The following is a 20,710-nucleotide window of genomic DNA, read 5'->3' as shown; positions in this document are numbered from 1 at the left end:
GCGCGCGCCTCGGCGCGCTCGGCCTGCGTCGCGGACTCGGCCTCCGCCGCCGCGGCGAGCGCCCGCGCGAGCACGGGGTGCGCGCGGGGCCGGATGGGTACGTGGTCGCCCGTGCCGAGCTGCGGGAACTTGTCGTGCCCGTGCAGGTACAGCACGACGGTGTTGAGCACCGCGGCCACCGGCACGGCGAACAGCGCACCCACGATGCCGGCGGCGAACGAGCCCGACGCGACGACGAGCAGCACCGCGACCGGGTGCAGCGACACCGCGTGCCCCATGAGGAACGGCTGCAGCACGTGCCCCTCGAGCTGCTGCACGAACAGCACGACGAGCAGCATGATCAGGGCCGACACCCAGCCCTGCGTCACGAGCGCGACGAGCACCGCGATGGTGCCCGTGACGATCGCGCCGACGAACGGGATGAAGGAGCCGAAGAACACGAGCACCGCGAGCGGCACCGCCAGCGGCAGCTGCAGCAGCACGGCGCCGAGCCCGATGCCGACGGCGTCGACGCCCGCGACGAGGATCTGCGTGCGCGTGTACGCGCCCAGCGTCACCCAGCCACGCCGCCCCGCCTGGTGCACCCGCTCGCGCGAGCCGCGCGGCAGGAGGCCGACGACCCACGCCCAGATGCGCCGGCCGTCGATGAGGAAGAAGAGGGTGCAGAACAGGGCGACGAGCGTGCCGGCGAGGACGTGCCCGACCGTCACCGTCACCGACAGGGCACCCGTGGCGATCTGCTCGCTGCTGCCCGCGAGCGCGTCCTGCAGCTGGTCGACGTACCCGTCGAGGTCCGACGACCCGAGCTGCAGCGGCCCGTCCGACAGCCACGCGAGCAGGGTGTCGACGCCCTCCTGGGCCTGGTCCCACAGGTCGACGATGCCGCGCGCGATCGAGCGCCCGGCGAGCGTGAGCAGCCCGCCGACGACCCCGAGCAGCAGCACGAGCGCGACGCCCGCGGCCGCGCCGCGGGGCAGCCGCACCCGGCGCTGCAGGAACGTCGCGAGCGGCGAGAGCAGCACGGTGAGGAGCAGCGCGACGACGACCGGGACGACGATGACCTTGAGCACGGCCAGCAGCCACACGCCCGCCGCGACGGCGGCGAGGATGACGAGCACGCGCCACGACCACGACGCGGCGGCCTGGACCGACGGCGGCACCGGGTGCGGCGGGCGGTCGGCGAGGACGACGGCCGGGGCGGCGGGCCCGGACGACACGGGGCCGGACGGCACGTCCGCGGGCGACGGGGCCGGCGACGCCGCGTCGGGACGGACGTCGGGACCGGCGCCGGGACCGGCGTCGGTCACGCCGCGCGCCCCAGGCCCGCCGCCTCCAGCGCCTGCGCGAGGTCCGCGAGCAGGTCGTCGACGTCCTCGATGCCGACCGACAGGCGCACGAGGTCGTCCGGGACCTCCAGCGCGGTCGCCGCGACGGACGCGTGCGTCATCCGGGCCGGGTGCTCGATGAGCGACTCGACGCCGCCGAGCGACTCCGCGAGCGTGAACACCCGCGTGTGGCCGCACACCGCGACCGACTTCTCGGCGTCGCCCGTGCGGAACGCGACCATGCCGCCGAACCCGGTCATCTGCCGGGCGGCGACGTCGTGGCCGGGGTGGTCGGGCAGGCCCGGGTAGAGCACCTCGGTGACGCCGGGGTGGTCGAGCAGGAACCGGGTGATGCGCTCGGCGTTGGCCTGGTGCCGGTCCATCCGGACCGCGAGCGTCTTGAGGCCGCGCAGCGTGAGCCACGCGTCGAACGGGCTGGCGACGGCACCGGACGCGTTCTGCAGGAACCCGACGGCGTCGCGCAGGGACGTCGTGCCGGTCGGCCCCTCGAGCCCGGCGGGCAGCTGGGCGCCGTCCGCGACGACGACCGCACCGCCGACCACGTCGGAGTGCCCGCCGATGTACTTGGTCGTCGAGTGCACGACCGCGTCCGCGCCGAGCGCGAGCGGCTGCTGCAGGTACGGCGTCGCGAACGTGTTGTCGACGACGAGCACCGCGCCCGCCGAGCGCGCGTGCACGGCGATCGCCTCGACGTCGGCGATGCCGAGCAGCGGGTTGGTCGGCGTCTCCGCCCAGAGCACCTTCGTGCGGCCGGGCTGGATCGCCGCGAGCACCGCGTCGGGGTCGAGCATGTCGACCGGCGTGTGCTCGATCCCCCACGGCTCGAGGACCCGCGCGATGAGCCGGTAGGTGCCGCCGTACGCGTCGTTCCCGATCACCATGTGGTCGCCGGGCCGCAGCACCGAGCGCAGCAGCGTGTCCTCCGCCGCGAGCCCGGACGCGAAGGCGAACGCCGCCGCACCGCCCTCCGCGGCCGCGAGCGCCTCCTGGAGGGCGTCCCGCGTCGGGTTGCCCGAGCGCGAGTACTCGTAGCCGTCGCGCAGGCCGCCGACGCCGTCCTGCTTGTACGTCGACACCTGGTGGATGGGCGGCACGACGGCGCCCGTCCGTGCCTCGGGGTCCTGGCCCGCGTGGATGGCGCGGGTCGAGAAGCCGGTGGTCGACCAGTCGTGGGGCTCGGAGGCGGGGTGGCTCGTCACGGTCCCAGGCTAGGCCGTGCGCCGGGGCCCCGGGGGAACACGCACGGGCCCGTGCGGGTTCTACGTGGCGGACACCTGGGGAGAAGGAGAGACGCTCATGGCCTCGCTGTTCGAGACGCTGCTCGGCACCTCGCTGCGCACGCAGATGGTCGAGCCCGACAAGGCGCTGAAGGGCCGCGACGGCTACCCGTACGCGATCCCCGAGACGCACACCGTGCTGGGCACGCCCCTGCAGGGCCCGTGGCCGGAGGGCACCCGCGTGCTGTACCTGGCCTCCGGGTGCTTCTGGGGCGCCGAGAAGGAGGCCTGGCAGCTGCCGGGCGTCGTCACCACCGCCGTCGGGTACATGGGCGGCTACACGCCCTACCCGACGTACGAGGAGACCTGCACGGCCCGCACCGGCCACACCGAGACGGTGATGGTCGCGTACGACCCGGCGCAGCTGTCCGACGTCGACCTCATGCGGCACTTCTGGGAGGAGCACGACCCCACCCAGGGCTTCCGCCAGGGCAACGACGTCGGCACGCAGTACCGCTCGGCGGTGTTCTTCACGACGCCCGAGCAGGGCGAGGCGGCCCGCGCGACCGCCGCCGAGTACGGCCCGCGCCTCAAGGCGAACGGCTACGGCGACATCACGACGGAGATCCGGTCCGCCGAGGACGCCGGCCCGTTCTACTACGCCGAGGGGTACCACCAGCAGTACCTGCAGAAGAACCCGGGCGGCTACTGCCCGGTCAACTCGACGGGCGTCGCCTGCCCGGTGCCGACGGCCTGACGCCGCCGCTGCACCTGACCACGAGCCCGTCGTCCCGAGGTACACCATCCGGGAACGACGGGCTCGTGCGCTGCCACCCCCGTGGTCGCGTCGCGCCCCGGGGCGTGAAGCGTTGTGGACGCAGGGTGTCCGCAACGCTTCACGTGACGTCGGCGCGACGCAGGAGACCGCATCTCTGCGAGACGTCAGGCGGGGTGCCGACGGCCCGACAGCCCTGCCGCCCTCGTGCGGGTGTCGGTGGGGGCGGACAGGATGGCGGCATGCTGCTCGCCGACGTCGCCGCCGCGTCCACTGCCGTCGCCGCGACGCGCTCGCGGCTCGCCAAGCGGGCCGTGCTGGTGGACGTGCTGCGGCGGGCCGCGGCCGACGGGCCGGACGACGTCGCGATCGTGTCGCGGTACCTCGGCGGGGAGCTGCGGCAGCGGCGGACCGGGCTCGGGTGGCGGTCGCTCACGTCGCTGCCGGGCCCCGCGGACACGCCGTCGCTCACGGTGACCGACGTGGACGCCGCGTTCGCGGCGATGGCGGAGATGTCCGGGCCCGGCTCGACCGGGGCGCGGACGGCCGCCGCGGCGGACCTGTTCGGCGCTGCCACCGAGGACGAGCAGCGGCTGCTGCGCGGGCTCGTCACCGGCGAGCTGCGGCAGGGGGCGCTCGACGCGCTGCTGCTCGACGCGGTCGCGGAGGCGGCGGGCGTGCCGGCAGGCACCGTGCGGCGGGCGGCGATGCTCGCGGGCGAGACGGAGGCCGTCGCGGTCGCCGCGCTCGGCGCCGCGTCCGCCGAGGACGCCACCACCGCGCTCGACGCGTTCACGCTCACCGTCGGCCGGCCCGTGCGGCCGATGCTCGCGCAGTCCGCACCCGACGTGCCGACGGCGCTCGCCGGGCTCGCGGGCACCGGCGACGGGCCCGCGGGCGACGTCGTCGTCGACACCAAGCTCGACGGCATCCGCATCCAGGTGCACCGCGACGGCGACGAGGTCCGTGTCTACACCCGCAGCCTCGACGACATCACCGCGCGCGTGCCGGAGATCGTCGACGCCGTCCGGCTGCTCCCGGCGCAACGGCTCGTGCTCGACGGCGAGGCGCTCACCCTCGACGAGGCCGGCCGGCCCCGCCCGTTCCAGGAGACCGCGTCCCGCAGCGCCACGCGCGACGCCGAGCTGGCGTCCTCCGCGGCCCTGACCCCGTTCTTCTTCGACCTCCTGCACGTCGACGGCCGCGACCTCCTCGACGCCCCGCTGCGCGAGCGGCTCGCGGTGCTCGACCAGGTCGCGGCGCCGCACGTCGTCCGCCGCGTCGTCACGCGGGACCCCGCCGTGGCGACCGAGCACTTCCGCGCCGTCGTCGCGGACGGGCAGGAGGGTGTCGTCGTCAAGGCGTCCGACGCGCCGTACGAGGCGGGCCGCCGCGGCGCCGCGTGGGTCAAGGTGAAGCCCCGGCACACGCTCGACCTCGTCGTGCTCGCCGTCGAGTGGGGCTCCGGCCGTCGGTCGGGGACGCTGTCGAACATCCACCTCGGCGCCCGCGACCCCGAGGGCGGCTTCGTCATGCTCGGCAAGACGTTCAAGGGCATGACCGACGAGATGCTGGCGTGGCAGACCGAGCGGTTCCTCGCCCTGGCGGAGCGGCGCGAGCCGTGGGGCGTCGTCGTGCGGCCGGAGCAGGTCGTCGAGATCGCGTTCGACGGCCTGCAGCGCTCGACCCGGTACCCCGGCGGGCTGGCGTTGCGGTTCGCGCGCGTGCTGCGGTACCGCGACGACAAGCCGGCGTCCGAGGCGGACACCATCGGGAGCGCCCGCGCGCTGGCGGCCGGCTGACGCCCGGTCGGTCCTCGGCGTCCCGTCAGCCCTCGGCGTCGTCGGACGGCGAGGGGGTCGCCCCGGGCGACTCGTACGGCACGAACGTCGGGTAGGGCAGGCCGAGACCCTCCTGCCCGTTCCGCTCCGGCCGCTCGTCCCCGACGCCCAGGCGCGGGCCGTCCACCGAGAGCTGCACGTGGTCCTCGCGCACGGTCGCCCGCAGCGTCAGGTCGCCCCGCTCGCCCACCACCGACGGGCCGTCGCCGGCGTCGTCGTCCACGGTCCAGTCCAGGCCCGTGACCGCGGCGGCCACGTCGTCGCGCGTCGTCACCACGGTGATGTCGGCGTCGGCCTGGTACGCCAGGGTCAGGTCGTCCTTGAGGCCGTACGCCTCGTACTCGCCGCGTGCCCAGCGCACCTCGCCGCCGAGCGCGTCCGCGAGCGCGGGGATCACCTCGGCGGCCGCCGCGCGCACCTCCTCGCGGCTGCGCTCGTGCTCCTCGACGCTCGCCGCCGGCGTGCACGCGCCGAGCACCACCGGCGCGAGCAGCACGGCGAGCAGCGCGACCGCGCGGCGCCTCACCACTCCGGCTCCCGGTCGCCCTGCGTGGTCGGCTCGCGGTCGCGCTCCGGGTCGACCGGGTCCCACCACCACGGGTCGTACGTGTGCTCCGCGCGCAGCACCTCGTCGTAGTCGCCGACCACGATCTGCCCGATGTTGAAGATCGACTCGGTGTCCTGGTCGAAGTACTTCGTGTGGTCGGCGAACGGGTCCCAGCCGGTGCCGCGCGTCGTCGACTCGGCGCGGAAGCGGTTCGCGCCGAAGTCGTCCTCGGCCACGTCGTTGCCCATGCCGGCGCCGCCGAGCGTGCCGCCGCCGACCCAGCCGTTGTCGGCGAGCATCGCCACCGGGTCGTGGCTGTTGTTCCCCGACCACACGTGGTCCGCGCCGACGCCCAGGTCGGAGGCGTGGTCCACGCCGCCGCCCGCGCCCGGGCTGCCGACGAGCACGATGTCGTCGGCGGCGAGGCCGTGGTCGCTCGCCGCGTGCGCGGTGGTCGTCGATCCGTAGGAGTGGCCCACGACCGTGAGGTGCGCGGGGCTGCCCTCGCGCGACGCGCGCAGGCCCTCGACGTAGCGGGCGAGCCGCTCGCCGCCCTCGATCGCGCGCGTCTCCTGCGCGACCGTGAGCGAGTCCCAGTCGCTCGGCGCGTCGTAGCCGATCCACATGATCGACGCGACGGTCGAGCCCGGGTCGGAGTAGCGGGCCGACTCGTAGATGTGGAAGGCGGCGTCCGCGTTGCCCTCGGCCTTGGTGCCGTTGCTCGTCAGCCCGGGCACCATCACCGACACGTGGTCGGCGGTGTCCGGGTCGCCGAACGCGATCGCCACGCGCCCGTCCCCGCCGAACGCCCGCGCGTCGTACAGGTGCAGCAGGGGCACCATCGCCTCGCCCGTGACCGGGTCGACCTCCCGCGCTCCCGCGGTGAGCGCGGCGCGGGCGGCCCGGCCGTTCTCGAGCGCCGCGCGGTCGTCCGCCGGCAGGACCTCGCCGCGCTCCTCGCGCAGCTCGAGCGCGTCCAGGTCGGTCTCGAGCAGCAGCCGGTTGGCGCGGTCGCGCACGGTCGCGGGGATGCCGTCGGCACTGCCGACGACCTCCGGGTGCGCGGCGAGCACGGCGAGCTGCTCCTCCTCGGAGAGGCCGTCCCACCACGCGGCGACCTCCTCCGGCGACCCGCCGGACGACGGCGAACCGGGCCGGCCCAGCGCCGCGTCGGCGACGTCCCGCCCGCCCGTCACCGCCGCGCGCGCCTTGTCGAGCGTGGAGAAGGACGTCAGCGCGTCGAGCATCGACTGCTCGGCCGTCGTCACGTCACGGGCCAGCCGGTCGACGTCCTCGACGAGGGTCTGCCGGCGGGTCGCCAGGCCCGCCGCACGGTCCTGCAGGTCGCGGACGACCGCCTCGTCGGCGTCCGTCGCGGCACGGATGTCCGCCAGCAGGTCCGCGCGGGCGGCGTGGTAGCCGGTGCGGTCGCCGTCGAGCGTCTCGCGGCGGGCCTCGAGCTCGGTGAGCGCCTCGGCGTACTCCTCCCCGGCCCGGGCGACGCGGCGGACGGCGGCGGAGACGGCGTCCGCGTCCGCGGCGGCGCCGCGCACGTGGCGCCCGTAGGCGTCGGCGGCGTCGCCGGTCCAGCCCTCGAGCGTCGCGGAGTCGCGGGCGAACGTGTCGAGGTCGTCGACGTTCACGGCGGAGGCGAGCAGGTCGTCGACGAACACGCGCACCTGCGCGGGGTCGCCCTCGACCTCGGGGATCGCGTCGACCGTCGGGGGCACGGGGATCGTCGTCACGGCGCACCGTCCAGCCAGGTGTCGAAGCGGTCGTGGGCCTGCTGGTCGACGGTGCCGTACGCGATCGCGGCCGCGAGCAGCTCCTCGCCGACGGTGTCGGCGCCGGACGCGATCGTGCGGACCGTGCCGCCCCACGTCGCCGCCCAGGACGACGCGGCGGACGCGACGCGCGGGGAGAACCCGGCGGTCGAGACGTCGGCGAGCCGGTCGCCCGCCGTCCGCGCACGCGCCGCCTGGTCCCGCCACTCCTGCGCGGAGCGCGACAGCACGTCGGGCCGCACCTCGTACCGGCCGCTCACGACTCCTCCTCCACCACACCCATGAGGCGGTGCTGCGTGGCGGTCGCCACGGGCAGCGCCCGGCCGCGCACGGTCACCACGACGACGTCCTCCACAGTGACGACCCGCACGGACCGCTCGCCGCGTGCGCCCTCGAGGTAGCGGGCCGCACCCGACCGTCCGCTGCGCAGCGTCCAGCCGCCCCGCTCCAGGACCGCCGTGAGCGGGCCGGCCACCGTGCCGGGGCCCGCCTCGCCGAGCGGCAGGCGCGCCTCGGCGACCGGGACGACCGTGTCGTCCCCCCGGCCGGCGCGCCACACGGTGCGCACGACCGCCCGGGCCGCGTCGGGGCCCACCGCGTCGAGGAGCGTGGCGAGCGTGCCGTCCGTGCTCTCCCGCTCGGCGCCGAGCACGTCGTCGGGGACCGACGGCTCGGGAGGCTCGGTGCGCTCCGGGGGCAGCACCACGAGCGGCACCTCGGGGTGCAGCTCGTGGAAGCGGCGCAGGTGCGGTGCGGCCGCGAGGGCGTCGTCGGGCTCGTCCACGCCGGTCAGCGTAGGGCAGGGACCGGACATGTCCGGCGGAGCCCGTGCGGCGTCACCCGGTCGCGCCTGGCATCGTGTGCGGGTGACCCCGACCACCGACGCCGTCACCGAGCGCGCCGCCGCCCTCCTGCCACCGGTCTGGCGGGGCGTCGCCGCGGCGCTCGTGTGCGGGTCGGCTGTGCTCATGTTCGCGCTCCACGTGCGTCCGCTCGCGTACGTGCCGCTGCTGCTCGGCGTGGTCCTCGGCTGGGCGGCCGACCGCGTGCTGGGCCGCGACCTGCTGATCATCGCGGCCGGCATGGGCATCGTCAGCACGATCCCCCTGGCGGCGGACCTGTCCGACGCCGGCATGGTGCGGTTCACCATCGCCCTCGCGCTCGCGGTGGTCGTCCCCTACGTGCTGTCGCGGCACGTGCTCGGCGACGACGTCATCCGGTTCCCGTGGCGGACCCGCAGGCGCTGGACCCGCACGCAGTGGGCGTACCTGATCGGCGTGCAGACCGCCGGGTACCTGGTCCTGCCGTTCTACTTCCTCTCGTCCGGTGCGTACCGCAACTGGCCGACGGTCATCGAGGGGCAGGAGATCGCGCGCCTGTTCGTGGGCGTCAACGCCGTGGGCACGTGGGACGAGCTGTTCTTCGTCTGCACCGTCTTCGCCCTGCTGCTGCGCCACTTCCCGCTGTGGGCCGCGAACCTGCTCCAGGCGACCGTGTTCGTGTCGTTCCTGTGGGAGCTCGGCTACCGCGAGTGGGGTCCGCTGCTGACGATCCCGTTCGCGCTGATCCAGGGCTTCACGTTCTCGTTGACGAAGTCGCTGACGTACGTGCTCGTCGTGCACCTGCTGTTCGACGCCGTCGTCTTCATGGTGCTCGTGCACGCCCACACGCCCGAGCTGTTCGACGTCTTCGTCACCGCCCCCGCGCGCACCGGCTGACGCCCCGCCGCGCGCCCCACCGACCACCCGACGAGCAGCACCGACGAGCGAGGAGGCTCGACATGACCGACACCTTGACCACCTGGGCCGGCAGCCACACGTTCCGCGGCGGCCCGGTGGTGCGCCCGACGACGGTCGAGGAGGTCGCCGCGGTCGTCGCGGGCGCCCGGCACGTGCGCGCGCTCGGCTCGCGCCACTCGTTCCACGACCTCGCCGACGGCCCCGGCACGCTCGTCGCGCTGGACCGGCTCGACGTGCCGACGACCGTCGACCCCGACGCCCGCACGGTCACCGTCGGCGCCGGCGTGCGCTACGGCGAGCTCGCCCGGGACCTGCACGCGCAGGGCTGGGCCCTGCACACCATGGCGTCGCTGCCGCACATCGCCGTCGCGGGCACGGTGGCGACGGCCACGCACGGGTCCGGCGACCACGCGCCCAACCTGTCGGCGGCGGTGCGGGGGCTGGAGCTGGTCGGCGCGGACGGGCGGGTGCGCACGCTCGGCGCGGACGACGCCGAGCTCGCCGGCTCGGTCGTCGCACTCGGCGGGCTCGGCGTGGTGACGCGCGTGACCCTCGCGGTGGAGCCGGCGTTCGACGTCGCGCAGGAGGTCGTCGTCGACCTCCCGTGGGCGACGGCGCTGGACCACTTCGACGACCTCATGGGCTCGGCGTGGTCGGTGAGCCTCTTCACCGACTGGACCGGCGACACGGTCGGCCAGGTGTGGCGCAAGCACCGCGTCGACGCGGGCGTGCGCGCGCCCGGCCCCGAGCTGGCCGGCGCGCGACCCGCCGACGGCCCGATGCACCCCGTGCCCGGGCAGGACCCGGTCGCGTGCACCGAGCAGGGTGGCGTCCCCGGGCCGTGGCACGAGCGCCTCCCCCACTTCCGGCTCGAGTTCACCCCCAGCGCCGGCGCCGAGCTGCAGTCCGAGTGGCTGGTCCCGCGCGAGCACGCCGTCGCGGCGGTCGAGGCGCTGCGCGGGCTGCGCGACCTCGTCACCCCGCTGCTGCTGGTCAGCGAGATCCGGTCCGTCGCCGGCGACGACCTGTGGCTGTCGACCGCGCACGGCGGGGACCGCGTCGGCCTGCACTTCACGTGGAAGCCGCTGCGCGCCGAGGTCGACGCGGCGCTGCCCGTCATCGAGGCGGCGCTCGCGCCGTTCGCCGCCCGCCCGCACTGGGGCAAGCTCTTCTCGGGACCCGGCCCGGACCGCACGTGGCGGGACCTGTACCCGCGGTGGGACGACGCCCGCGCGCTGCTCGAGCGGCACGACCCCGAGGGCCGGTTCACGAACGACTTCCTGCGGCGGGTCGGGCTGCGCTGAGCGCGCGGGCCGCGTCCAGCCCCCGCTCAGGAATCCCGCTGCCGACACCCAGCAGTCCTCCCTAGGCTCGCCGCATGCGCACCCTCGGGATCATCGGCGGCATGAGCTGGTACTCGACCGCGGAGTACTACCGGGTCCTCAACACCGCGGTGCAGGAGCGCCTCGGCGGGCACCACAGCGCGCACGTGCTGCTGGAGTCCCTCGACTTCGCCGAGGTCCGCGAGCTGCAGCTCGCGGACGACTGGGCGGGCGCCGGCGAGGTCCTCGCCGCGGCCGGGCGAAGGCTCGAGGCGGCGGGAGCCGACGCCGTCCTGATCGCGACGAACCTCATGCACAAGGTCGCCGGCGCGGTCGAGGCGGCGGTCGACGTCCCGCTGCTGCACATCGCCGACGCCGTCGCGGACGTGGCCACGGCCGCCGGGCACCGCACGCTCGGGATCATGGGGACCCGCTGGGTGATGGCCGAGCCGTTCTACGCCGACCGCCTCGCGCGCCACGACATCGGGGCGCTCGTCCCCGACGCCGCCGCGCAGGAGGAGGTCGACCGGATCATCTTCGACGAGCTCACGCAGGGGCTGGTCACCGACGAGTCCCGCGCGCGGCTGCTCGCCGTCGTCGACGACCTGCGGTCCGCCGGTGCCGACGCGGTCGTCCTCGCGTGCACCGAGCTGGAGCTGGCGCTGCCGGCCGCGGGCGGGCCGGTGCCGCTCATCGACTCCGCACGCGTGCACGCGCTGGCGGCGGCCGAGCACGCGCTCGCGGGCGCGGAGGCCGTCACCGGCTGACCCGCCGGCCGTGCACCGTCCGACGCGGCGCCCTACGACCGCGAGCGCGTCCTGCCCTTCACCCAGCCGTAGACGACCGTGGCGGCCAGCAGGACCAGCCCGACCACCGTCAGCCAGAGCAGCCCCTCCACGACGGCACCCAGGATGGACAGGGCGAGCCAGACGAGCGCGAGCACGACGACGACGGTGAGGATCCGGTTCATCGCCCCACCGTGCCACGCCCGCGGTGCTGCGGCACCCGGGGCGCACACCGGTTCGCGTCACGCTCCGTCGCGACGCAGCGGGACGCCGAGGATCGTGTCGGGCGGCACGGGCAGCGTGTCGAGGTCCGGCGGTGCGGGCGGGAAGCCGTCCGCGGGCGCGGGGCCCACCCACAGCCGCCAGACGTCGCCGGACGGGTGCACGGCCCCGTCGGCCTCGAGCGTCGCCGGCAGGGCGGCGTCCACCTGCGCGGCGAGCAGGGTCACGTGGGACTCCGGCACGAAGCCGACCAGCACGTTGCGCCACGCCAGGACGACGCGCCCGTCGGCGCCGCGCGTCACCTCGACGCGGGCGGGCACCGGGTGCCGGGCGGCGCGCTCCGACGGGTGCAGCGCCGCGCGGAACGAGCGCTGCAGGGCGGGCGCCTCGGCGGCGAGGAACCCCTCCCCCACGTGCGCGGGCACGGGCGCGGGACGGCGGAACGGACGCACGGCACCAGGGTGCACCACGGCGCGCGTCGAGCGTCAGGCGTCCCACTCCGTCGTGCGGGCGCGCAGGTCCGTCCACCCGTCGCGGCCGAGCGGCGACAGGGTCCGCACCCGCGGCCCGGGGTGCAGGCGCGGGTCCTCGGCGTAGCGGCGGGCGAGCTCCTCCTCGGCGTCGCAGTCGTCGGCGTCGGCGCGCAGGAGCAGGCCGGCGACCTCGTCGGCCAGCGCGTCCGCCTCGTCGTCGGTCGCGTCGAGGCCCGCGCCCCAGACGTCCCAGAGCAGCAGCTCGTCGCGGCGGCGGTGCGCGACCTCGAGCAGCACGTAGTGCCGGACGAAGTCGCGGCCGCGCAGGTCGACGAGCTGCGGCGAGACGCCGTAGTCGTGCAGGTCGAGGCCGTCGCGCCGGTGCGCCGTCCACAGCTCGGCGGCGGTCGGGAACGGGCTGTCGAGGCCCGTCGGCATGTCGAAGGGGTCGAACGGCTCGCCGGCGGGCGGCGCCGTGCCGAAGGCGGCGTCGAGCTCCGGGTCGCTGCGCACCCAGCGGCGGCCGTCCCAGCGTTCGACGACGACGTGGTCGTGCGCGAAGCCCGGCGCGAAGTAGCGCGCGAAGCCGATGCGGGACCGCGCCGCGATCCCGTGCTGGCGCAGCAGGCCGACCGCGAGCAGCGTGTGGTCGCGGCAGCAGCCGGCGACGCGCTCGGCGTGCGGGCGGCCGGCGAGCGGCGCGGGCGACAGGTCGAGGCCGGCGCCGAGGACGGCCTCGAGCCAGCGCAGGTCGATCGTCGGCAGCCGTGCCTCGTCGAGCGTGTCGCGGTCGGCGCGGTAGTGCGCGATCATGCCGGTCGCGGCGGCGTGCACGTCCGCCGGGTCGGTGCCGAGCGCCGCGAGCACGTCGGCGTGCCCGCCGGGGTCGCTGTACGGCGAGTGCGTCGCCCAGTCGTCGAGGCCGCAGGGGTACGCGCGCGTCACGGGTCCTCCGTCAGGGGCCGTCGTGCCCGCGGTCCGCGCGACCGCGCCGCCGGCGCCCACAGGGGTCGACCGGCGGCGCGGCGCGGACTCATCGGGTCGTCGCGGACCGCGTCAGCTCACGCCGACGATGTCGACGACGAACACCAGCGTGTCGCCGCCCTTGATGCCGGCCTGCGGCACGCCGCGGTCGCCGTAGCCGAGGTGCGACGGGATCGACAGCAGGACGCGCGAGCCGACCTGCTGGCCGACGAGGCCCTCGTCCCAGCCGGCGATGACGGCGCCGACGCCGATCGGGAAGCTGATCGACGACCCGCGGTCGTAGGAGTTGTCGAAGACACCGCCCTGCCAGGACTGGCCGAGGTAGTGCACCTCGATGTCCTGGCCGGCCTCGACGAGGTCGCCGTCGCCGCGGCTGAGCACCACGACCTCGAGCTCCTCCGGCGCGGTGGCGTCCGGGAACGTGAGCGTGGGCTTGGTGCCGTAGGAGCCCGAGACCTCGGGCAGGGCTGCGGCCATGTCGTGCTCTCCTTCGTGGGATGACAGTGCCCGCCCATCCTGCCCTGCCCGCGGCGGGGCAACCTCTTGCCACGCGTGGCTAATGGCATTAGCTTTTGCGTCATGACGACGACACCGGACGTCCTGCACCTCCCCACCCCCGAGGGTCGGGTCGCCTACGAGGCCCTCGGCCCGCACGACGGCGCGCTCGTCGTGCTGGTGCCCGGCATGGGCGACCTGCGCGGCTCGTGGCGCGACCTCGCCGCACCGCTCGTCGCCGCCGGGCACCGGGTCGTCCTCACCGACGTGCGCGGCCACGGCGACAGCGACGCGACGTTCACCCGGCACGGGGTCGCCGCCACGGCCGAGGACGTCAGCGCCCTGCTGGACGCGCTCGGCGCGGACGCGGACCGGCCGGCGGTGCTCGTCGGCGCGTCGTTCGCGGCCGGGTCCGTCGCGCGGGTCGCGGCGCTGGAGCCGGAGCGCGTGCGGGCCGTCGTGCTCGTCGCCTACGCGTCGAACGCCGTCCGGGCGTCCCGCGCCGTGCACGCGCAGGTGGCGCTCCTGCTGCACCGCGCCTGGGGCGCGACGGCGTGGACGTGGTTCTACCGCTCCCTGCTGCGCGGCCGCCGTGCCCCGTGGACGGCCGAGCACCTGCGGGCGATGCGCACCGCGCTGCGTCGCCCGGGGTACCTCGACCAGCTGCGCTCCCTGACGCTCGCGCTCGTCGGCGGCGGCCACGAGACGCTGCTCGACCGCGTCACGTGCCCCGTCCTCGTCGTCACGGGCGCGCGGGACCCCGAGTCGGCCGACCCCGCCGCCGCCCACGCGGAGGCCCTCGCGACCCCGCGGTCCGCGCACGTCACCGGGCTCCTCGTGCCCGAGGCCGGCCACTACCCGCAGCACCAGCGCGCGGACGTCGTGGCGCCTGCGGTGCTCGAGCTCGTCGCGGGCCTGCCGGCCACGACCCGCGGAGAGGTCTGAGTGCCGCGCGCGGGGCTCGACCGAGCCTCCGTCACGGCGCTGGCCCTGGACGCGGTCGACGCCGGCGGCCCCGACGGCTTCCGCGGTCTGACGCTCGCCGCCGTGGCCGCCCGGGCCGGCGTCGCCGTCCCGAGCCTCTACAAGCACGTCGACGGCCTGCCGGGCCTGCGCCGCGAGGTGGCGCTGCGCTGCATCGCCGAGCTCGACGGCGTGGTGGCGGACGCCGTGGGCACCGCGACCGACCCTCGCGACCGCCTGCGGGCGTGCAGCCACGCGTTGCGCGGCTGGGCGCACGCCCGGCCGGGCCGCTACCAGGCCGTGCAGGACGACTGGCGCGGCCACCCGGACGCGGACGCGCTGCAGGCGGCGGCGACCTCCGTCGTCACCCGCCTCGCCGCCCTGGTGGCGGACGTGGGCGTCCCGGCCGCGCGGCACGTCGACGCCGTCCGCGCGGTCCGCGCCGCCGTGCACGGGTTCGTCGCCCTCGAGCTGGCGGGCGGCTTCGGCATGTCCGAGGACGTCGACGTCAGCTTCGCGTACCTCGTGGACGGGCTGGTCGACGGGCTGGCGGGGAGCGCCCCGCGCTGACCTCGCCGGGGCGCCCCCGCGGGGGCGCCGCCGTCCCGGTGCTCAGCCCAGCAGGTCCCCCAGCCAGTGCAGCTGCTTCTCGAGCTGCACCGCCTGCCCGCCCTCGTGCGTGTTGTACGCGTAGACCTCGATCTGCTTCGCCGGGTCCGCGCCGCCGAGCGTGCCGTAGTGGTGGTACGCGGCGTAGACGGTCGACGGCGGGCACGTCGCGTCGCGCAGCGCGACCGAGAACAGCGTCGGCGCGGTCGCGCGGCGCGCGAGGTGGACCGCGTCGAGGTACGACAGCGTGCGCATCGCGCGCGCCTCGTGGTCCCGGTGCACCGCGAGGTACCGGACGACCTCGTGGTACGGGTCGCTGTCGGTGATCGCGAGCGCGCGCGGGAAGTGGCACAGGAACGGCACGTCGGGCATGACGGCGACGAGCCCGTCGACGAGGCCGCCGACCGCGAGCGCGAGCCCGCCACCCTGGCTGATCCCCGCCACGGCGACCCGTGCGGGATCCACGCCGGGCAGCGCGCGCGTCGCCTCGACGGCGCGCACCGCGTCGGTGACGACCCGGCGGTAGAAGTGCTCGGCCGGGTCGAGGATGCCGCGCGTCATGAACCCGCTGGTCGCGGGGCCGCTGCCGACAGGGTCCGGGGTGTCGCCGCCCGTGCCCCAGCCGGAGCCCTGGCCGCGCGTGTCCATGAGCACGTGCACGTACCCGGCGGCGGCCCACGCGAGGTGCTCGTGCGGACGCCCCCGCCCGCCGCCGTACCCGACGTACTCGACGACCGCGGGCAGCGCGGACCCGTCCGTCGCCGACCCCGCGGGCCGCGTCACCCAGGCCCGCACCCGCTGCCCGCCGAACCCGGAGAACTCGAGGTCCTCGACGTCCACGAGCCGCAGCCGGGCGTCGTACGGGGTGCGGCGCACGTCGAGGTCGTGGGTGCGCGCCTCGGCCAGCGTCGACGACCAGAAGTCGTCGAGGTCGGCGGGCACGTCGAGCTCGGGCAGGTACCGCTCGAGCTCGGGCAGGGGCAGGTCGAACAACGCCATCGTCGGTCCTTCGTGCAGCGGCCGCCGGGCGGCCGGGCTGCCCGGCGGCGGACGTCGGCCGGCGGACCCGGCCGGGCGCGATGCTAACCGCGTCCGGTCAGCGCGCGAGGAACCCCAGCAAGTCGTGGCGCGTCAGCACGCCGACGGGCCGGCCGTCGTCGACGACCATGAGCGCGTCCGCCTTCTCGAGCGCGGCCCGCGCGGCCTCCACGGTCTCCCCCGAGCCGACGATGGGCAGCGCCGCGCCCATGTGCCGGTCGACGCGGTCCGCGAGCGACGCCGCCCCGGAGAACACCGCGTCGAGAAGCTCGCGCTCGCTGACGGCGCCCTGCACCTCGCCGATCATGACCGGCGGCTCGGCGCCGACGACCGGCATCTGCGAGACGCCGTACTCGCGCAGGATCTCGATCGCGTCGCGCACCGTCTCGTTGGGGTGCGTGTGCACGAGGGCGGGCAGCCCGCCGCCCTTGGTGCGCAGCACGTCGGCGACGGTCGCGCCCGTCTCGGACGCGAGGAACCCGTACGAGCGCATCCACGAGTCGTTGAAGATCTTCGACATGTAGCCGCGGCCGCTGTCGGGCAGCAGCACGACGTACACCGCGCGCGCCGCCGCCTCGGGGTCGCGCTCCTGCAGGGCGCGCGCGTGCCGCAGCGTCGCCTCGACGGCCATGCCGCACGAGCCGCCGACGAGCAGCCCCTCCTCGCGCGCCAGGCGCCGCGTCATCGCGAAGGAGTCCGCGTCGGAGACGGGGATGATCTCGTCCGGCACCGACGGGTCGTACGCGCGCGGCCAGAAGTCCTCGCCGACGCCCTCGACGAGGTACGGCCGCCCGTCGCCGCCCGAGTACACCGACCCGGCCGGGTCGGCGCCGACGACGACCACGCGCCCGCCCTCGGCCGCCGGCCGGTCCGCCGACGCGTCGTGCAGGTACCGGCCCGTCCCGGTGATGGTGCCGCCCGTGCCGACGCCGGTCACGAAGTGCGTGAGGCGCCCGTCGGTGTCCGCCCAGATCTCCGGCCCCGTGGTCGCGTAGTGGCTCGCGGGGCCGTTCGGGTTGGAGTACTGGTCCGGCTTCCACGCGCCCGGCGTCTCGCGCGCGATGCGGTCGGACACCGAGTAGTAGGAGTCGGGGTGGTCGGGCGGCACGGCGGTCGGCGTGACGACGACCTCGGCGCCGTACGCGCGCAGCACGTCGCGCTTGTCCTGGCTCACCTTGTCGGGGCAGACGAACACGCAGCGGTAGCCCTTGCGCTGCGCGACCAGCGCGAGGCCGACGCCGGTGTTGCCGGACGTGGGCTCGACGATCGTGCCGCCGGGCTGCAGGAAGCCGGCCTCCTCGGCCGCCTCCACCATCCGCAGCGCGATGCGGTCCTTCACGGACCCGCCGGGGTTCAGGTACTCGACCTTGGCGAGGATCGTGGCGGTCAGGCCCTCGGTCACGGACGACAGCCGGACGAGCGGGGTGCCGCCGACGAGCTCGGAGACGTGCTGCGCGTACTTCACTCCCCCATCGTCCCACCTGCCGGACGCCGACCCCGCACCGGCCTCGGTGGCCGGGGACGACGACGCCCCGCCGGCCGGGTGGCCGACGGGGCGTCGCGACGTGCGGTGCTGCGTGCCGTGCGGTGCAGCGGGACGTGCGTCAGTCGCTGCTGTTGAAGATCGCGAACAGGCGCAGGAACTCGAGGTACAGCCACACCAGCGTCACGATGAGGCCGAACGCGGCCGTCCACGCGAAGCTCTTCGGGGCGCCCTGCTCGACGCCGCGCTTGATGGCGTCGAAGTCGACGATGAGGCTGAAGGCCGCGAGGCCGACGGCGAACAGACCGACGATGATGCCGAGCCCGTCACTGCGCAGCGGGCCGAACATACCGGAGTCCGGCAGCACGAACATCAGGACGACGTTGAGCAGCGAGAAGAGTGCATACCCGACCATCGCGATCAGCAGAAAGCGCACGGACTTCGCGGTCACGCGCACGCGGCCGGAGCGGTAGAGCCACAGCGAGGCCACGAACGTGGCGACCGTGGCGAGCACCGCCTGCAGCACGATCGGCTGCGCCGACTGGCCCGCGACCATCAGGTTCTGGAACACGAAGCTGATGCCGCCGAGGAACACGCCCTCCGCGACGGTGTAGGCGACGATGAGCGCCGGCGACGGCTTGCGCTTGAAGGCGTTCACCAGGCCGAGCACGAGGCCGACGATCGCGCCGACGATGTACAGGCCGGGCGCGACGAACCACGTGACGGCGGCGACGGCGACGAGCAGCGCGAGCAGCCCGCCGGTCTTCATGATGACGTCGTCGTAGGTCAGGCGGCCGGTGTCGCGCGTGGTCGCGGTCGGGCCGTCGTACATCGCCTCGAGCGACGCCGCGTCGACGGCGGGGCCGCCGAACGTGGGTGCCGAGGGTGCGGGGCGGCCGCCGCGGCGCTGCTGACGCGGGTCCGCGAAGACGGGACTGCTGTTGAAGACGGGATTCGCCATGAGGGCTCCTGGTCGTGATCGGCCGGGGACGTGCTGGTCGACAACGTAACCAACGTCGGCGGTGCCCGCCGCGTTCCCCTCATCCCACCCTGAGTCCGGTGTCGTCCCCGGGGATGAGGCGAGGGCGCCCGAATGGTCCCCCGGACGGTGCCGGGCGCCCGGGCGCCGGGCCTACGTTCGAGACGTCCGCACGACCGTCGACCAGGGGAGCCCGGCGCCATGATCGAGGCGCAGTCACTCACGAAGCGCTACGGCCGCACCACGGCCGTGGACGACATCTCCTTCACCGTCCGCCCCGGCACCGTGACGGGCTTCCTCGGGCCCAACGGTGCCGGCAAGTCCACCACGATGCGCATGATCGTGGGGCTGGACAAGCCCAGCGCGGGGGCCGTCACGGTCTCCGGCACGCCGTACGGCCGCATGCGCGCGCCGCTCACCGAGGTGGGCGCGCTGCTCGACGCGAAGGCCGTGCACCCGAGCCGGACCGCCAAGCAGCACCTGCGCACGCTCGCCGCCACGCACGGCATCGGCGCGAAGCGCGTCAACGAGGTCATCGAGCTCACGGGCCTCGGCTCGGTCGCGAACAAGCGCGTCAAGGGCTTCTCGCTCGGCATGGGGCAGCGCCTGGGCATCGCCGCCGCGCTGCTCGGCGACCCGCACACCCTGATCCTCGACGAGCCGGTCAACGGGCTCGACCCCGAGGGGGTGCTCTGGGTGCGCGGCCTCGTGCAGCACCTCGCCCGCGAGGGACGCACCGTCTTCCTCTCCTCGCACCTCATGAGCGAGATGGCCGTCACGGCCGACCACCTGCTCGTCATCGGCCGCGGGCGGATCGTCGCGGACGGGACGGTGCGCGACGTGGTCGGCCGCTCGACGCGCACGACCGTGCGCGTGCGGACGCCGCACGCGGCCGAGCTGGCCGCCGTGCTCGCCGGCCCGGACGTCACCGTCGAGGCGGTGGAGCCCGGCCTGCTCGAGGTGCACGGTCCGACGGCCGCCGCCGTCGGCGAGGTCGCCGCCGCGGCCCGCCTCGTCCTGCACGAGCTGACGCCCGTCACGGGCTCGCTCGAGGACGCGTACATGTCCCTGACCGGTGACCTCGTCGAGTACCGCTCCGGCGGCACGGCCACCACCGGCACGACCGCCACGGAGGTGGCCCGATGACCGCCACGACCGCCCCCGCACCCACGGCGGGCACGCCCGCACCGGTGCACCGCGCCGCCGAGGGCGCACGCGTCACGTTCCCCCGCGTCGTGCACGCGGAGTGGCTCAAGCTGTGGACCCTGCGGTCGACGTACTGGACGCTCGGCGTCGCCGTCCTGCTCATGGCCGGGATCGCCGCGCTCGGCGCGGTCTCCCTCCGGTCGTTCCCCGAGCCCGTCGAGGGCATCCCGGCGGGCTCCGTCGAGATGGTGCAGATGTACCTGCAGCCCGGCATGCTGCTCGCGCCGCTGCCGCTCATCGTGCTGGCCGCGATGACGATCACGGGCGAGTACGCCACCGGGTCGGTCCGCTCGACGTTCGCCGCGGTCCCCGGGCGCCTGCCGGTGCTGGCCGCGAAGGTCGTCGTCGTCGCCACCGTCACGTTCGTGACCGTCGCGGTCGCGGTCGGCCTCTCGACCCTGCTCGCGGGCGCGATCGTGCCCGACCTGGCGCCGGACTGGGGTGCGCCGCACGTCGCCCGCGTCGTGCTCGGCGTCGTGCTCTACGCGACGGGCATCGCGCTCCTCGGCCTCGCCGTCGGGGCCCTGCTGCGCAACACCGCCGCCGCCATCACGACCGTGATCGGCCTGGTGCTCATCGTCGAGAACGTCCTGCTCATGATCAGCTGGAAGCCGCTGGAGTACGTGCGGCCGCTGCTGCCCTCGACCGCGGGCTCGGCCGTCACGCAGACGCCGGAGCAGCTCGCCGACGGCCAGTTCGGCATGGCGTTCACCCCGGGCCCGTGGGCGGGCTACGCGATCCTCCTGGGCTGGGTCGCCGTCCTGCTCGCCGTCGCCGCCGTGCGCCTGCGCACGCGCGACGCCTGACCCCTGATCGCCCGCGGGGCCGGTCGGAGGGGGCCGGCACCCGCGGGACCAGCACGACGCGCCGGCACCCCGGAGGGGGGTGCCGGCGCGTCGTCG

22 protein-coding genes are annotated in these 20,710 nt (G+C 75.6%); 9 read left to right on the top strand and 13 right to left on the bottom strand.

Translation table 11 applies throughout. The features are described 5' to 3' along the window. Both AB6N23_RS04550 and AB6N23_RS04545 read right to left on the bottom strand, forming a co-directional pair. Positions 1 to 1,217 (bottom strand): AI-2E family transporter (locus tag AB6N23_RS04550; protein ID WP_412864907.1); only part of this gene is annotated, 1,217 nt, incomplete at its 3' end. Between the two features lie 86 nt (positions 1,218 to 1,303). Next, positions 1,304 to 2,545, bottom strand: coding sequence for a cystathionine gamma-synthase (locus AB6N23_RS04545; RefSeq protein ID WP_412864906.1), 1,242 nt, complete (start codon positions 2,543 to 2,545; stop codon positions 1,304 to 1,306). Positions 2,546 to 2,642: 97 nt separating this feature from the next. Here AB6N23_RS04545 and msrA point away from each other — a divergent pair, with 97 nt between their 5' ends. Together msrA and AB6N23_RS04535 are read left to right on the top strand one after the other, a co-directional pair. Then, complete coding sequence (msrA, locus tag AB6N23_RS04540; RefSeq protein ID WP_412864905.1) at positions 2,643 to 3,320, top strand: peptide-methionine (S)-S-oxide reductase MsrA; 678 nt, start codon at positions 2,643 to 2,645, stop codon at positions 3,318 to 3,320. Between the two features lie 260 nt (positions 3,321 to 3,580). Further along, positions 3,581 to 5,140 (top strand): ATP-dependent DNA ligase, encoded by a 1,560-nt coding sequence (locus AB6N23_RS04535; protein WP_412864904.1) that lies wholly within the window; start codon positions 3,581 to 3,583, stop codon positions 5,138 to 5,140. Positions 5,141 to 5,165: 25 nt separating this feature from the next. Here the strand turns inward: AB6N23_RS04535 and AB6N23_RS04530 are convergent, their stop codons facing one another. Genes AB6N23_RS04530 through AB6N23_RS04515 form a run of 4 tightly spaced genes read right to left on the bottom strand, consistent with a single transcriptional unit; the run spans position 5,166 to position 8,294 of the window. After that, positions 5,166 to 5,708 carry a hypothetical protein gene (locus AB6N23_RS04530; protein ID WP_412864903.1) on the bottom strand — a complete coding sequence of 181 codons (543 nt, stop codon included), beginning with the start codon at positions 5,706 to 5,708 and terminating at the stop codon, positions 5,166 to 5,168. Beyond that, entirely contained in the window at positions 5,702 to 7,471 is a 1,770-nt protein-coding gene (locus tag AB6N23_RS04525) for an alpha/beta hydrolase (protein WP_412864902.1), read from the bottom strand. The genes AB6N23_RS04530 and AB6N23_RS04525 overlap by 7 nt, the downstream gene beginning before the upstream one ends. Next, positions 7,468 to 7,770, bottom strand: coding sequence for a DUF6317 family protein (locus tag AB6N23_RS04520; RefSeq protein WP_412864901.1), 303 nt, complete (start codon positions 7,768 to 7,770; stop codon positions 7,468 to 7,470). Before AB6N23_RS04520 ends, AB6N23_RS04525 begins: the two co-directional genes overlap by 4 nt. Continuing rightward, a complete protein-coding gene (locus AB6N23_RS04515; RefSeq protein ID WP_412864900.1) occupies positions 7,767 to 8,294 on the bottom strand; it encodes a hypothetical protein in 528 nt (175 codons plus the stop codon). The genes AB6N23_RS04520 and AB6N23_RS04515 overlap by 4 nt, the downstream gene beginning before the upstream one ends. A 184-nt stretch (positions 8,295 to 8,478) precedes the next feature. On the opposite strand from AB6N23_RS04515, the gene AB6N23_RS04510 reads away from it, so the two are divergent. From AB6N23_RS04510 to AB6N23_RS04500, 3 genes are all read left to right on the top strand, one after another. Then, positions 8,479 to 9,228 (top strand): CPBP family glutamic-type intramembrane protease, encoded by a 750-nt coding sequence (locus tag AB6N23_RS04510; protein WP_412864909.1) that lies wholly within the window; start codon positions 8,479 to 8,481, stop codon positions 9,226 to 9,228. 62 nt (positions 9,229 to 9,290) lie between these two features. Continuing rightward, positions 9,291 to 10,553 carry an FAD-binding protein gene (locus AB6N23_RS04505; protein WP_412864899.1) on the top strand — a complete coding sequence of 421 codons (1,263 nt, stop codon included), beginning with the start codon at positions 9,291 to 9,293 and terminating at the stop codon, positions 10,551 to 10,553. A gap of 74 nt (positions 10,554 to 10,627) precedes the next feature. Beyond that, positions 10,628 to 11,338 carry an aspartate/glutamate racemase family protein gene (locus AB6N23_RS04500; RefSeq protein WP_412864898.1) on the top strand — a complete coding sequence of 237 codons (711 nt, stop codon included), beginning with the start codon at positions 10,628 to 10,630 and terminating at the stop codon, positions 11,336 to 11,338. A gap of 32 nt (positions 11,339 to 11,370) precedes the next feature. On the opposite strand, the gene AB6N23_RS04495 is transcribed toward AB6N23_RS04500, so the two are convergent. The 4 genes from AB6N23_RS04495 to AB6N23_RS04480 form a co-directional block, all read right to left on the bottom strand. Beyond that, positions 11,371 to 11,541 carry a hypothetical protein gene (locus AB6N23_RS04495; protein ID WP_412864897.1) on the bottom strand — a complete coding sequence of 57 codons (171 nt, stop codon included), beginning with the start codon at positions 11,539 to 11,541 and terminating at the stop codon, positions 11,371 to 11,373. 57 nt (positions 11,542 to 11,598) lie between these two features. Then, complete coding sequence (locus AB6N23_RS04490) at positions 11,599 to 12,030, bottom strand: hypothetical protein (RefSeq protein ID WP_412864896.1); 432 nt, start codon at positions 12,028 to 12,030, stop codon at positions 11,599 to 11,601. A gap of 33 nt (positions 12,031 to 12,063) precedes the next feature. Then, positions 12,064 to 12,996: a transglutaminase-like domain-containing protein gene (locus AB6N23_RS04485; RefSeq protein ID WP_412864895.1), complete on the bottom strand. Its 933-nt coding sequence runs from the start codon at positions 12,994 to 12,996 to the stop codon at positions 12,064 to 12,066. Positions 12,997 to 13,107: 111 nt separating this feature from the next. Next, positions 13,108 to 13,512 carry an FKBP-type peptidyl-prolyl cis-trans isomerase gene (locus AB6N23_RS04480; RefSeq protein WP_378204669.1) on the bottom strand — a complete coding sequence of 135 codons (405 nt, stop codon included), beginning with the start codon at positions 13,510 to 13,512 and terminating at the stop codon, positions 13,108 to 13,110. Positions 13,513 to 13,614: 102 nt separating this feature from the next. On the opposite strand from AB6N23_RS04480, the gene AB6N23_RS04475 reads away from it, so the two are divergent. Together AB6N23_RS04475 and AB6N23_RS04470 are read left to right on the top strand one after the other, a co-directional pair. Further along, positions 13,615 to 14,475, top strand: coding sequence for an alpha/beta fold hydrolase (locus AB6N23_RS04475; protein WP_412864894.1), 861 nt, complete (start codon positions 13,615 to 13,617; stop codon positions 14,473 to 14,475). Continuing rightward, positions 14,476 to 15,063, top strand: coding sequence for a TetR-like C-terminal domain-containing protein (locus tag AB6N23_RS04470; RefSeq protein WP_412864893.1), 588 nt, complete (start codon positions 14,476 to 14,478; stop codon positions 15,061 to 15,063). 42 nt (positions 15,064 to 15,105) lie between these two features. Here AB6N23_RS04470 and AB6N23_RS04465 read toward each other — a convergent pair whose 3' ends face one another. From AB6N23_RS04465 to AB6N23_RS04455, 3 genes are all read right to left on the bottom strand, one after another. Beyond that, a complete protein-coding gene (locus tag AB6N23_RS04465) occupies positions 15,106 to 16,101 on the bottom strand; it encodes an acetylxylan esterase (protein WP_412864892.1) in 996 nt (331 codons plus the stop codon). A gap of 97 nt (positions 16,102 to 16,198) precedes the next feature. Beyond that, a complete protein-coding gene (locus AB6N23_RS04460) occupies positions 16,199 to 17,605 on the bottom strand; it encodes a cystathionine beta-synthase (RefSeq protein ID WP_412864891.1) in 1,407 nt (468 codons plus the stop codon). 139 nt (positions 17,606 to 17,744) lie between these two features. Beyond that, the gene (locus AB6N23_RS04455; RefSeq protein WP_412864890.1) at positions 17,745 to 18,584 is read right to left on the bottom strand and encodes a Bax inhibitor-1/YccA family protein; all 840 of its coding nucleotides are present in this window, start codon (positions 18,582 to 18,584) and stop codon (positions 17,745 to 17,747) included. Between the two features lie 219 nt (positions 18,585 to 18,803). Between AB6N23_RS04455 and AB6N23_RS04450 the strand changes: the two genes are divergently transcribed. Beyond that, entirely contained in the window at positions 18,804 to 19,748 is a 945-nt protein-coding gene (locus tag AB6N23_RS04450) for an ABC transporter ATP-binding protein (RefSeq protein WP_412864889.1), read from the top strand. After that, positions 19,745 to 20,614 carry an ABC transporter permease subunit gene (locus AB6N23_RS04445; RefSeq protein WP_412864888.1) on the top strand — a complete coding sequence of 290 codons (870 nt, stop codon included), beginning with the start codon at positions 19,745 to 19,747 and terminating at the stop codon, positions 20,612 to 20,614. Before AB6N23_RS04450 ends, AB6N23_RS04445 begins: the two co-directional genes overlap by 4 nt. Positions 20,615 to 20,710 lie beyond the last annotated feature (96 nt).

The sequence above is a fragment of the Cellulomonas pasadenensis genome, from assembly GCF_047229365.1.
In the GTDB taxonomy this organism is placed as follows: Bacteria; Actinomycetota; Actinomycetes; order Actinomycetales; family Cellulomonadaceae; genus Cellulomonas.
This window is presented reverse-complemented; position numbering and strand designations above follow the sequence as displayed.

Bases quoted from the DNA above. Each gene is read 5' to 3' on its own strand.
- AB6N23_RS04535 (WP_412864904.1), top strand. From the start codon at position 3,581: ATGCTGCTCGCCGACGTCGCCGCCGCGTCCACTGCCGTCGCCGCGACG.
- AB6N23_RS04480 (WP_378204669.1), bottom strand. From the start codon at position 13,512: ATGGCCGCAGCCCTGCCCGAGGTCTCGGGCTCCTACGGCACCAAGCCC.
- AB6N23_RS04505 (WP_412864899.1), top strand. From the start codon at position 9,291: ATGACCGACACCTTGACCACCTGGGCCGGCAGCCACACGTTCCGCGGC.
- AB6N23_RS04500 (WP_412864898.1), top strand. From the start codon at position 10,628: ATGCGCACCCTCGGGATCATCGGCGGCATGAGCTGGTACTCGACCGCG.
- AB6N23_RS04475 (WP_412864894.1), top strand. From the start codon at position 13,615: ATGACGACGACACCGGACGTCCTGCACCTCCCCACCCCCGAGGGTCGG.
- msrA (WP_412864905.1), top strand. From the start codon at position 2,643: ATGGCCTCGCTGTTCGAGACGCTGCTCGGCACCTCGCTGCGCACGCAG.
- AB6N23_RS04450 (WP_412864889.1), top strand. From the start codon at position 18,804: ATGATCGAGGCGCAGTCACTCACGAAGCGCTACGGCCGCACCACGGCC.
- AB6N23_RS04465 (WP_412864892.1), bottom strand. From the start codon at position 16,101: ATGGCGTTGTTCGACCTGCCCCTGCCCGAGCTCGAGCGGTACCTGCCC.
- AB6N23_RS04445 (WP_412864888.1), top strand. From the start codon at position 19,745: ATGACCGCCACGACCGCCCCCGCACCCACGGCGGGCACGCCCGCACCG.
- AB6N23_RS04510 (WP_412864909.1), top strand. From the start codon at position 8,479: ATGTTCGCGCTCCACGTGCGTCCGCTCGCGTACGTGCCGCTGCTGCTC.
- AB6N23_RS04495 (WP_412864897.1), bottom strand. From the start codon at position 11,541: ATGAACCGGATCCTCACCGTCGTCGTCGTGCTCGCGCTCGTCTGGCTC.
- AB6N23_RS04455 (WP_412864890.1), bottom strand. From the start codon at position 18,584: ATGGCGAATCCCGTCTTCAACAGCAGTCCCGTCTTCGCGGACCCGCGT.